Origin of the sequence: Lentzea sp., from assembly GCF_036380075.1 — a bacterium.
In the GTDB taxonomy this organism is placed as follows: domain Bacteria; phylum Actinomycetota; class Actinomycetes; order Mycobacteriales; family Pseudonocardiaceae; genus Lentzea.
In genome coordinates, this window is record NZ_DASVFL010000347.1 from 1 (window position 1) to 11,837 (window position 11,837).

Annotated in this window: 12 protein-coding genes; 10 read left to right on the top strand and 2 right to left on the bottom strand. The window is 69.2% G+C overall.

Annotated features, from left to right (window positions below; all coding sequences use genetic code 11):
• The 4 genes from VF330_RS36730 to VF330_RS36745 form a co-directional block, all read left to right on the top strand.
• On the top strand, positions 1 to 912 hold a 912-nt coding region (locus VF330_RS36730; protein WP_414675537.1), incomplete at its 5' end, for a phytoene desaturase family protein.
• A gap of 62 nt (positions 913 to 974) precedes the next feature.
• Positions 975 to 1,466 (top strand): hypothetical protein, encoded by a 492-nt coding sequence (locus VF330_RS36735; RefSeq protein WP_330856347.1) that lies wholly within the window; start codon positions 975 to 977, stop codon positions 1,464 to 1,466.
• A 68-nt stretch (positions 1,467 to 1,534) separates the two neighbouring features.
• A complete protein-coding gene (locus VF330_RS36740) occupies positions 1,535 to 2,092 on the top strand; it encodes a helix-turn-helix domain-containing protein (RefSeq protein ID WP_330856348.1) in 558 nt (185 codons plus the stop codon).
• 23 nt (positions 2,093 to 2,115) lie between these two features.
• Complete coding sequence (locus tag VF330_RS36745) at positions 2,116 to 2,277, top strand: hypothetical protein (protein ID WP_330856349.1); 162 nt, start codon at positions 2,116 to 2,118, stop codon at positions 2,275 to 2,277.
• Here the strand turns inward: VF330_RS36745 and VF330_RS36750 are convergent, their stop codons facing one another.
• Positions 2,278 to 4,566, bottom strand: a complete 2,289-nt coding sequence (locus VF330_RS36750) for an FdhF/YdeP family oxidoreductase (RefSeq protein WP_330856350.1) — start codon at positions 4,564 to 4,566, stop codon at positions 2,278 to 2,280.
• 164 nt (positions 4,567 to 4,730) lie between these two features.
• Positions 4,731 to 5,486 carry a hypothetical protein gene (locus tag VF330_RS36755; RefSeq protein WP_330856351.1) on the bottom strand — a complete coding sequence of 252 codons (756 nt, stop codon included), beginning with the start codon at positions 5,484 to 5,486 and terminating at the stop codon, positions 4,731 to 4,733.
• Between the two features lie 85 nt (positions 5,487 to 5,571).
• Here VF330_RS36755 and VF330_RS36760 point away from each other — a divergent pair, with 85 nt between their 5' ends.
• The 6 genes from VF330_RS36760 to VF330_RS36785 all read left to right on the top strand — a co-directional run.
• On the top strand, positions 5,572 to 8,199 hold the full coding sequence (locus VF330_RS36760; RefSeq protein ID WP_330856352.1) for a valine--tRNA ligase: 2,628 nt from the start codon (positions 5,572 to 5,574) through the stop codon (positions 8,197 to 8,199).
• On the top strand, positions 8,199 to 9,536 hold the full coding sequence (gene folC / locus VF330_RS36765; protein WP_330856353.1) for a bifunctional tetrahydrofolate synthase/dihydrofolate synthase: 1,338 nt from the start codon (positions 8,199 to 8,201) through the stop codon (positions 9,534 to 9,536). The genes VF330_RS36760 and folC overlap by 1 nt, the downstream gene beginning before the upstream one ends.
• Positions 9,533 to 9,967: a DUF4233 domain-containing protein gene (locus VF330_RS36770; RefSeq protein WP_330856354.1), complete on the top strand. Its 435-nt coding sequence runs from the start codon at positions 9,533 to 9,535 to the stop codon at positions 9,965 to 9,967. Before folC ends, VF330_RS36770 begins: the two co-directional genes overlap by 4 nt.
• A 425-nt stretch (positions 9,968 to 10,392) precedes the next feature.
• On the top strand, positions 10,393 to 10,698 hold the full coding sequence (locus VF330_RS36775) for a PE domain-containing protein (RefSeq protein WP_330856355.1): 306 nt from the start codon (positions 10,393 to 10,395) through the stop codon (positions 10,696 to 10,698).
• Positions 10,699 to 10,702: 4 nt separating this feature from the next.
• Entirely contained in the window at positions 10,703 to 11,311 is a 609-nt protein-coding gene (locus VF330_RS36780; RefSeq protein WP_330856356.1) for a DUF3558 domain-containing protein, read from the top strand.
• Positions 11,312 to 11,388: 77 nt separating this feature from the next.
• The coding region (locus VF330_RS36785) for a hypothetical protein (RefSeq protein ID WP_330856357.1) at positions 11,389 to 11,837 on the top strand (449 nt) is incomplete at its 3' end.

Sequence of the window (11,837 nt, forward strand, 5' to 3'; positions counted from 1 at the left end):
GCGGCCAACAAGTGCTTCCTCTACCACGTGATCGGCAACGGGACCGGTGAGTGGAGGGTGCCCGTCGGCGGCATGGGCGCGGTCACGGCCGAGCTGGAACTGGCCGCGCGCGAGGCCGGCGCGCGGATCGTGTGCGACGCCGAGGTGACGTCGGTCTCGTCGGACGGCAGGACCGCGTCCGTCACGTACGGCTCCACGACGGTCGAGGCGCGGTTCGTGCTGTCCAACGTGGCGCCCTCGGTGCTGGGACGGTTGCAGGGCAACGAGGTCCTGGACGCGCCCGGCTGCCAGTTGAAGATCAACATGCTGCTGCGCCGGCTGCCCGCGCTGAGGTCCGGCGTGGACCCGCGGCTCGCGTTCGCGGGCACGTTCCACCTCGACGAGTCCTACGACCAGCTGGAGACCGCGTACCTGGAGAGCGCCGCCGGCCAGGTGCCGTCGGTGCTGCCCGGCGAGATGTACTGCCACTCGCTGACCGACCCGTCGATCCTCGGGCCCGGTCTCGCGGGGCACGAGACGCTGACGTTGTTCGGCCTGCACCTGCCCGCGTCGCTGTTCCAGGGGCGCAACGACGAGCTGCGCGACGAGCTCGTGGGCCGCTACCTCGACCAGCTCGACGCGCACCTCGCCGAGCCGATCCGGGACTGCCTGGCCGTGGACGCCGACGGGAAGCCGTGCGTCGAGGCCCGCACGCCGCTGGACCTGGAGGCGGAGCTCGGCCTGCCGGGCGGCAACATCTTCCACGGGGAGCTCGACTGGCCGTTCGCCGAGAGCGACGACGAGGTCGGCAGGTGGGGCGTGGAGACCGGTGTGGACAACGTGTTCCTCTGCGGCGCGGGCTCCCGGCGTGGCGGCGGGGTGAGCGGCATCGGCGGCCACAACGCGGCGCGGGCGGTGCTCGAACGACTCTGATGTCCCGGAATCGGCGACATGCTGGATGACATTCGTCGTCATCTCTGTTTACAGTTGTCGTCGTGGGGGACTTCTACGGAATCGCCGAGATCGCTGACGCCATGGGCCTCAGCCGCCAGCTCGTGACGGTGTGGCGCAAGCGGCGTTCGCACGGCATCCCCGAGCCGGACGCCGAGCTCGCCTCGGGCCCGATCTGGCGCAAGGAGACGGTCGAGCCGTGGATCGAACGCACCCGAGGCCGGCTGGGTCTCGCGGGCGGCGCCGAGTCGGCGAGCCGCAGTCTCCGGCTGAGGGTGTGCCGCCGCGTGCTGAGGCTGGCCGCGCTGATGCTGGAGGAACCGCAGCGCCCGCGCGTGCTGAACGAGGCAGCCGCCCAGCTGCGCGACCTGGCGCACGAGATCGACCAGACCGCCGACGACGTGGTGGGTGCCCTGCTGCGCGAACTGGTCGAGCCGGTGCGCGACCCGGACGAGGCCGCCGAGCTGCTGCGGGTGCCGATCATCGAGTCGTTGCCGCTGGTCACGGCTGTGGCGCGCAACTCGCCGGACTGGTGAGCCGCACCTAAGGATTTATATATCAAGGGTTCTTGCTAAAGGGTTCTTGCTACGCGTACGGTGATGTCATGACCGACGCTCCGATCACCGACCCCAAAGCGCTCCGGGCGCTGTCGCACCCGTTCCGGTGGAAGCTGCTCCAGGTGCTCACCGAGCAGGGCCCGCACACCGCCACGCAGTGCTCGGAGAAGCTCGGGGAGAGCGTCGCGAGCTGCTCGTACCACCTGAACATGCTGGCCAAGTACGGCTTCGTCGAAGAGGTCGAGGGGCCGGGCCGGCAGAAGCCCTGGCGGATCGTGCGCGGACGCCAGGCCATCTCGACCGAGGGGCTCGAGGGCGAGGCCGCGCTGGCGGCCGAGGCGGCCGCGATGGCCTACCTGGACCAGGAGTTCGAGCGCACGCGCGAACGCCTCCGCCGCCACGAGCACCTGCCGGAGGAGTGGCGCAAGGCCGTCGGCACCCAGGGCACCGTCAAGTTCCTCACCGTCGAGGAAGCCGCCGAGTACCAGGCGGAACTGCAGGCGCTGCTGGAGAAGTACGACGACCGCCGGCTCGACGAGTCGCTGCGGCCGGAAGGCGCGCGGGCGGTCAGGTACTTCCTGGCCGTGACGGTCGCGCCCGAATAACAACCCCCGTGAGGAGAACCGCCATGTTGTCGCACCACGACGCGTTTGCTATCGCGAAGTTCCGTCAGCAGGAGTTCGAGGCCGACGCCGCCGCGCGCCGGCTCGTGAAGAAGGTCGAGGAGGAGGTCAAGGCCGAACCCGAACGGCGCCGGTTACGGCTGTCCGTCCGGGTCCGGCACGCCTGATCAGGCCACGGGCTCCAGCCGCACGATGACCGACTTGGACGTCGGCGTCCCCGAGATGTCTGCCTTGGAGTCCAGCGGCACCAACGGGTTCGCCTCCGGGAAGTACGTCGCCACGCACCCGCGCGCGGTCGGGTAGGAGACGATCCGGAACGCGTCCGCACGCCGTTCGACGACGCCCGTCGGGTCGTCCTTCCACTCCGAGACGATGTTCACCATCTGACCGTCGGCGAACCCGAGCGCCTTCACGTCGTCGGGGTTCACGAACACCACGCGCCGACCGTCCTTCACGCCGCGATAGCGGTCGTCCAGGCCGTAGATCGTGGTGTTGTACTGGTCGTGGCTGCGCAGGGTCTGCATCAGCAGCCGGCCCTCGGGCACGTCGATGACCGTCAGGTCGTTCGCCGTGAAGTTCGCCTTGCCCGTGGTCGTCGCGAACTCCTGCGAGTCGCGCGGCGGGTGCGGCAGGACGAAGCCGTCCGGCTGGCGCACGCGCGTGTTGTAGTCGGTGCAGCCCGGCACGACGCGCGCGATGTGCTCGCGGATGACGTCGTAGTCCTTCTCGAACTCCTCCCACGCGACGGGGTGGGAGGGGCCGAGCACCTTGCGGGCCAGCCGGCAGACGATCGAGACCTCGGACAGCAGCTGCTCGGACGCCGGCGCGAGGCGGCCGCGCGAGCGGTGCACCACGGACATGGAGTCCTCGACCGTGACGAACTGCTCGCCCGAGTGCTGGACGTCGCTCTCCGTGCGGCCCAGCGCGGGCAGGATGAGCGCCGTGCGGCCGTGGACGACGTGCGAGCGGTTGAGCTTCGTCGACACGTGCACGGTCAGCGAGCACTGCTCCAGCGCCTTCTCGGTCACCGGGGTGTCCGGGGTGGCGCTGACGAAGTTGCCGCCCATCGCGATGAACACCTTGCCGCGGCCGTGGCGCATGGCGTTGATCGCGTCGACGGTGTCGAAGCCGTGCTTGCGCGGCACGGAGATGCCGAACTCGGTCTCCAGCGCCTTCATGAACAGCTCCGGCATCTTCTCGTAGATGCCCATCGTCCGGTCGCCCTGGACGTTCGAGTGGCCGCGCACCGGGCACAGGCCCGCGCCCGGCTTGCCGATCATGCCGCGCAGGAACATGACGTTCGCGATCTCGCGGATCGTCGGGACGCTGTGCTTGTGCTGCGTCAGGCCCATGGCCCAGCAGACGATCGTGCGCTGCGAGTCGACGAACATGCCGGCGACCTTGGTGATCTGCTCGCGGGTCAGGCCGGTCGCGGTGAGCACGCGGTCCCAGTCGAGCTCGCGCAGGCTCTCGGCGTAGGCCTCGAAGCCGTGCGTCTTCGCGCCGATGAAGGTCTTGTCGAGCTTGTCCCACTGCAGCAGCAGGTGGCCGACGGCCTGGAACAGCGCCTGGTCGCCGCCGACCTTGATCTGCACGAACTCGTCGGACAGCGCCGTGCCGCGGCCGACGACGCCCGCGACGTTCTGCGGGTTCTTGAACCGCATCAGGCCCGCCTCCGGCAGCGGGTTCACGGCGATGATCTTCGCGCCGTTCTTCTTGGCCTCCTCCAGCGCGCTGAGCATGCGAGGGTGGTTCGTGCCGGGGTTCTGGCCGACGACGACGATCAGGTCGGCGAGGTCGAAGTCCTTGATGGACACCGATCCCTTGCCGATGCCGATGGTCTCGGTGAGCGCGGAACCGGACGACTCGTGGCACATGTTGGAGCAGTCCGGCAGGTTGTTCGTGCCGAACGAGCGGACCAGCAGCTGGTAGAGGAACGCGGCCTCGTTGCTGGTGCGGCCGGAGGTGTAGAAGATCGCCTCGTCCGGCGACGGCAGTGCCGTCAGCTCGTCGGCGATGAGCGTGAACGCCTCGTCCCAGGCGATCGGTGTGTAATGCGTCGCACCGGGCCGCAGCACCATCGGTTCTGTGATCCTGCCCTGCTGGCCGAGCCAGTAGTCGGTCCTCGTGCGCAGGCTCTCGATGGAGTTCGAGGCGAAGAACTCGGGCCCGATCCGCCGCTTCGTCGCCTCCTCGGCGACGGCCTTGGCGCCGTTCTCGCAGAACTCCGCCATCTTGCGGTGGCCCTGCGGCTCCGGCCAGGCGCAGCCGGGGCAGTCGAACCCTTCGCGCTGGTTGAGCAGCCGCAACGTCTTCACGGTGCGCCCGACGCCCATCTGCTCGACCGCGCGGTCGAGCGAGACGAGCACACCGGGGATTCCCGCTGCCCACGTCTTGGGCGTGCTGACTTCGAGCGCGGACTCGTCGACGTCGTGCTGCGGAGGCTTGCTGCTCATGCCTCCATTCAACGCCGATCGACGTCGGCGCCGCCAGCGCCCCCGAAGAACGCGGCGGCACCGCCCGTCACGGGCCCCAAGGGGTTTGATCGGTCCGTGACGGTCAATTGTGATCGGTGTCACGACGACGCGGCACCCCTGAACGAGTGGTCGGGGACACCCGGTCAGGCACTCGTGCCGCAGGTCGGGCCCTCGCCGAGCCGCGGTGCGAGGTAGCCGTCGGACCTGGTGGAGCACGCCGCGTCGTCGATGCGGAGCTGCGTGCCCCTGATCTGCAGGCCCTGCGGGACCAGCCGGTAGTCGGCGACGGCGTGCAGCCGGACGACGAAGTCCTCGTGGCCGCGCACGGCGGCCCTGTCCGCGGGTGCGAAGGCGTAGGCGATGACGTAGTCGCTGCGGATGACCTCGGTGCCCTCGTCGTCGACGGCGAGTGCGATGGCGCCCCTGACCTTGATGCCGCCGGGCAGTAGCGCGGTGCCCTCTTTGAGCCGGGTCACCAGCGTCGGCAGGATCGGCGTCCACGCTTCCCGTGCCTCCGCGGGAACCAGGGAGAGGAACGCGGTCGCGTCGTGGTCCAGCAGCACCGCGCGGTCCAGCCGCGCGGCGACGACGGCCCTGCGCACCTGCTCGTGCTCGGGTGCCGAGACCACGCCCTGCTCGCCGTCCGCCCAGGTCTCGAACTCGGTGCCCGCGAACGGCCGGTCGAAGTCCACGGCGGCTGCCGGCTGCGGCGGTCCTTCCGCCACCCCGCCCAGCAGCAGGCCGCCGGCGACGAGAGCGGTCACCGCGACCGCCGCCACCAGCGCCGTGACGAGACCCCGCTTGCCCCGCTTCTCGCGGCGGAACTCGCGCTCGACCCGATCGCCCCACGCGGCGTCGTTCAGGTCCGGATGATCCTCAAGGCCCCCGTAAAGACTCACGAGGCGGGGATCGTAGGCGTTGATCGACGCGTTAGCAGGTATCTCGGTGTAAGTCGATAGCCACGCCTCCGTAGACTTGACAGCTGTGACTGAACTCGACACCGCAACCCAGCGTCCCGACCTCCCCGCCGCGTGGACTCCGGCGGAGGTAGAGGCGGAGCTGTACCAGCGGTGGGTCGACCGGCGGTACTTCGAGGCGGACGTCAAGAGCGACAAGCCGCCGTTCACGATCGTGCTGCCCCCGCCGAACGTCACCGGCTCGCTGCACATGGGCCACGCCATGAACCACAGCGTCATGGACGCGCTGTCGCGCCGCCGCCGCATGCAGGGCTACGAGGTCCTGTGGCTGCCGGGCATGGACCACGCCGGCATCGCGACGCAGAACGCCGTCGAGCGCGACCTCGCGAAGCAGGGGATGTCGCGGCAGGACCTCGGGCGCGAGAAGTTCGTCGAGCGCGTCTGGGAGTGGAAAGAGGAGTACGGCGGCAAGATCCTCGACCAGATGAAGCGGCTCGGCGACGGCATCGACTGGTCGCGCGAGCGCTTCACCATGGACGAGGGGCTCTCGCGCGCCGTCCAGACGATCTTCAAGAAGATGTACGACGACGGCCTGATCTACCAGGCCGAGCGCATCATCAACTGGTGCCCGCGCTGCCAGACCGCGCTGTCGGACATCGAGGTCGACCACAGCGACGACGAGGGCGAGCTCGTCTCGATCCGCTACGGCGACGGGGACGCCTCGATCGTCGTCGCGACCACGCGCGCCGAGACGATGCTGGGCGACACCGCGGTCGCCGTCCACCCGGACGACGAGCGCTACCGGCACCTCATCGGCACCGAGGTCGAGCTGCCGCTGACCGGCCGCCGGATCCCGATCGTCGCCGACGCCCACGTCGACCCGAAGTTCGGCACGGGCGCGGTCAAGGTCACCCCCGCGCACGACCCGAACGACTTCGAGATCGGCCAGCGCCACGGTCTGCCGAACCTCACCGTCATGGACGGCCGCGCGACCATCACCGCGCACGGCCCGTTCGAGGGCATGGACAGGTTCGAGGCCCGTCCGGCGATCGTCGCCGCGCTGCGCGCCGAGGGCCGGATCGTCGCGGAGAAGCGGCCGTACGTCCACTCCGTCGGGCACTGCTCGCGGTGCAACACGGTCGTCGAGCCGCGCCTGTCGCTGCAGTGGTGGGTCAAGGTCGAGACGATCGCCGCCGCCGCGTCCGCCGCCGTCCGCGACGGCCGCACGAAGATCCACCCGGCCGAGCTGAACAAGCGCTACTTCGACTGGACCGACAACCTGCACGACTGGTGCATCTCGCGCCAGCTGTGGTGGGGCCACCGGATCCCGGTCTACTACGGCCCGAACGGCGAGGTCGTCTGCGTCGGACCGGACGACGAGGTGCCCACCGGTGACGGCTGGCGCCAGGACGAGGACGTCCTCGACACGTGGTTCTCGTCGGGCCTGTGGCCATTCTCGACGCTGGGCTGGCCGGACTCGACCGAGGACCTTCGCAAGTTCTACCCGACGTCCGTTCTCTCGACCGGCTACGACATCCTGTTCTTCTGGGTCGTCCGGATGATGATGTTCGGCCTGTACGCGATGGACGAGGTCCAGCCGTTCGACCACGTCTTCCTGCACGGCCTGATCCGCGACCAGTACGGCAAGAAGATGTCGAAGTCCAAGGGCAACGGCATCGACCCGCTGGACTGGATGGAGCGCTACGGCGCGGACGCCACCCGGTTCACGCTGCTGCGCGGCACGAACCCCGGTTCGGACATGGCCGTCGCCGAGGAGTGGGCGGCCGGGTCGCGCAACTTCACCACGAAGCTGTGGAACGCCACCAGGTTCGCGCTCGCCAACGGCGCGACGGTCGCGCGTCCGCTGCCTTCGCGCGACGAGCTGACCGCCGCCGACCGCTGGATCCTCGACGAGCTCGACGCGCTGGTGTCCACTGTGGACTCCAACTTCGAGGCGTTCCAGTTCTCCCGTGCCTGCGAGGCGCTCTACAGCTTCACGTGGGACGAGTTCTGCGACTGGTACCTGGAGATCGCGAAGGTCCAGATCGCGGACGGCCGCGCCGAGGCCACGCAGTCCGTCCTGGGCCACGTCCTCGACGTCCTGCTGCGCCTGCTGCACCCGGCGGTCCCGTTCATCACCGAGACGCTGTGGACGTCGCTGACCGGCGGTGAGTCGCTGGTCGTCGCTTCGTGGCCGAAGCCGTCCGGTGGCGAGCGCGACGCCGACGCCAAAGCCGAGGTCGAGGGCCTGAAGAAGCTCGCGACCGAGATCCGCCGGTTCCGGTCGGAGCAGGGTCTCAAGCCCGGCCAGAAGGTCGCGGGCAAGGTCCGCGGCGCGTGCTGCGTCGGCCTGCTCGACCAGGTCCCGTCGGTGCGCGCGATGACGAAGCTGACCGAGCCCGGTGACGAGTTCACCGTCTCGGCGACGCTGGAGGTCGGCCTGCCCAAGGGCGCGGTCAAGGTCGAGCTCGACCTGTCCGGCGCGATCGACGTCGCCGCCGAGCGCAAGCGCCTCGCCAAGGACCTCGCCGTCGCGCAGAAGGAGCTCGACGGCACGACCAAGAAGCTGGGCAACGAGGCGTTCCTCGCCAAGGCGCCCGCCGACGTCAAGGCCAAGATCGAGGAGCGCAAGGCCACCGCCGAGTCCGAGATCGCCCGCATCAACGAGCGCCTGGCCGCGCTGCCGGAGAAGTGATGGACACCAACCTCGACGAGTTCCTCGACGTCGAGAACGAGCTCAACCAGCGGTGGCCCGAGACCAAGCTCGAGCCGTCGCTGGAACGGATCAAGGCGCTCGCCCACGTGCTGGGCGACCCGCAGACGTCGTACCCGGTCGTGCAGCTGACGGGCACGAACGGCAAGACGTCGACGTCGCGCATGACCGATGCGCTGTTCACGCGCATCGGTCTGCGCACCGGCCGCTACACGAGCCCGCACCTGCAGCTCGCGACCGAGCGGATCAGCCTCGACAACTCCCCGATCAGCCCGGAGCGCTACGTCGAGGTCTACCGCGACATCGAGCCGTACGTCGCGATGGTCGACAGCCAGTCCGAGATCCGGATGAGCAAGTTCGAGGTGCTCACCGGCATGGCCTACGCGGCCTTCGCGGAGGCGCCGGCCGACGTCGCCGTCGTCGAGGTCGGCATGGGCGGCACGTGGGACGCGACGTCCGTCGCGGACGCGAAGATCGCCGTGCTGACGCCGATCGGCCTCGACCACACCGAGTACCTGGGCAACCGTCCCGAGGACATCGCGGTGGAGAAGGCCGGCATCATCAAGCCGGGCTCGGTCGCGATCATCGGCGAGCAGACGCCCGAGGTCATGAGGGTCGTCTTGGAACGCGTCGCCGAGGTCGACGCGACGGTGGCGCGGTTCGGCAGCGAGTTCGGCGTCGTCTCCCGCGCGGTCGCGGTGGGCGGCCAGATGATCACGCTGCAGGGCCTCAGCGGCGTCTACGAGGACATCTTCCTGCCGCTGCACGGAGAGCACCAGGCGGCCAACGCCGCACTGGCGCTGGCCGCGGTCGAGGCGTTCTTCGGTGCGGGCCCCGACCGCCAGATCAACATCGACGTCGTCCGCGAGGGTTTCGCCTCGGTCATCAACCCGGGCCGGCTGGAGCGCGTCCGCTCCGCGCCCAACGTGTTCGTCGACGCGGCCCACAACCCGCACGGCGCCGCGGCACTGGCCCGCGCGCTGGAGTCGGAGTTCGGCTTCCGCAAGCTCGTCGCGGTCGTGGCCGTCATGTCCGACAAGGACGCCGAGGGCATCCTCTCCGCCCTGGAGCCCGTGGTGCAGGAGCTGGTGCTCACCACCAACTCGTCCCCGCGGGCCATGGACCCGGACGTCCTGGCGGGCATCGCCGTCCCGATCTTCGGCGAGGACCGCTTCGAGGTGCGCCCGCGCCTCGTGGACGCGATCGAGGAAGCCATCCACCTGACCGAGGACGAGCAGTCCGGCGGCGGCGTCATCGTCACCGGCTCCGTCGTCACCGCGGGCGAGGCCCGCGCGCTGTTCGGGAAGGAGCCGGCATGACCACCCCGGCGCCGTTGAAGAAGGACCCGATGAAGGCGTTCCGGGGCATCATGGCCGGCACGCTGATCCTCGAGGTCATCGTCATGGCCCTGGCCCTGCCGGTGATCGCCAAGCTGCACGGCGGCGTCACGTCCCTGGTGGGCTGGATCGCGTTCGCCTTCATCGCGGTGTTCATCGCGATGTGCGCGTTCGTCCGCCGCCCGTGGGCCATCACCGCCGTCGTCGCCCTGCACGTGCTGCTGATCGCGACGTGGCTGCTGCTGCCCGCGATGGGCGTGATCGGCGTGATCTTCGGGCTGGTGTGGGCGTACCTGCTGTGGCTGCGTCGGGACTTGCTCAAGCGGATGGCGGAGGGCCGGCTGCCGGCGCAGCAGGCCGAGGCTCAGGCCCAGCAGGCCGAGGCTCAGGCGCAGGCGCCGCAGGCCGAGTGAGCTGATCTCGTTTCCGACCGGCCCGGTCGCGCACCCGCGCGGCCGGGCCGGTTCCGTCTCTCCCGCCGGTGAAAGTAAAGATTTTTGTGCATTCCAGCCGCCTTGTGCCGACGACGTTATTCGGCAGCGGACCTCATTCGTCGCGTCGCGCCGGTAATGAAGCACTCACCCTGAACTGCCGCTCGCACAGTCGATTCTCCGGGCGTCGGGAACGGGTGCGGCCCGGTCGCCGTCCAACCTCGACGTAGGTGGTCGGTCGTGGTGAGCAGGCGGTGAAGAGCATTGCGGCGCTGACGAAAAGGCGCCGAAGAACGAAGCAGGTCGCACTTCGTGCTGTTCACCCGATCGTGCTTTGAAACCGGGACGAGGCCTGTGGCCTGGCGCTATGCTGCTGGACGCACGATTCTGCAAGGAGGACACTGGGGATGAGCGGGACCAAGGTCGATCTGGAGACACTGCGCGCCGCGATCAAGGAGTACGAGTCGATCCGCGACGAGCTGATGACCGCGAAGCACACCGGTGAGGCGCTGATCCGGGTCAAGGGGGCCGGCCTCGACACGCCGAGCCAGGTCTACGCGACCTGGGCGGTCAACGCCGGCCAGATGCACCAGCAGTCGAACCAGCAGCTCCAAGACGCGCTGAACACCCGCATCGACAACTTGAAGGCCACCTTGCAGCAGTACGAGCAGACCGAGCAGGGCAACCAGGCCAACCTCAAGCCGAAGGACTGAGCTGTTGCGCATCCGAAACATCGTCGTCAGCGCCGCCGCAGTCGCACTGCTGGCGGGGTGCGGCACCGGCGGCGGAACTGCGGGCACGCCGACGAACGCCACGCAGCCGACGACGTCCAGCGCCGCCGGTGGAGCGCCTGAGGTCAAGAACCCGCTCACGCTGAGCGCTTTCGAGTCCGCCCCGTGCAGCACGGTCACGCCCGCGCAGGTCGAGTCGTTTGGAATGCCGGGTGTCGCGGGCAAGGTGAACACCAGTTCTCCCGGACCGTCCTGCATCTGGCTGGGCGCCAGTACGCCCGCCAAGGTCGCTCCCGCGCTGACGATCCTGCCCGAGGGCACGAACCTCGACTCGGTCTACAAGAACAAGGACAACGGGACCTACGCCGTGTTCGAGCCCATGGCTGACGTCCAGGGCTATCCGGCGGTCCTCACGCTCGCCAACGACGAGCGGTCGAAGGGCAACTGCGAGATCGTCGTCGGCGCCACCGCGGACAAGGCGATCCTCTTCACCATCCAGGCCATCACAGGCAGCTCCAAGTTCGCGGACCCGTGTGGCGCGGTCACCGAGTTCGCCAACCTGGCCATCACCACGATCAAGGCAGGTGCGAAATGACACAGCCCGCGCCCAGCTGCTTCACCCAGGACAACTCCCGGGCCGATGGCCTTTCGGGGTATCAGATCCACCAGCTGATGACCACAGGTCCGGGCACGGGCACGGCGCAGGCCGGAGCCAATGCGGCGACCGCGCTGGAGAGCAGCTACGCGACCATCGAGTCGCGGCTCAAGCGGGTCGGCGAGACCCTCGGCGAGGCGTGGACCGGTGCCAGCGCCGACGCCGCCCAGACCGCCGGCAACCCCATCAACCAGGCCATGATGCAGATGCAGGACTCGCTGCGGCAGGCCGACTCCTCGCTGTCCAACCAGGTCTACCAGTTCAACTACAACAAGGCGCAGCTCAAGAACATGCCGTCCAGCAAGCCCGACACGGGTTTCTGGGACGACGTGACGCCGTGGGACACCGACGCCGAGGACGCCGTCAACGGCTACAACAGCGACGAGGCGCACAACCGCAAGGTCTACAGCGAGTTCCAGAGCGCCAGCAACACCAACCGCGGTGAGCTCCCCAAGGAGTTCCCCGG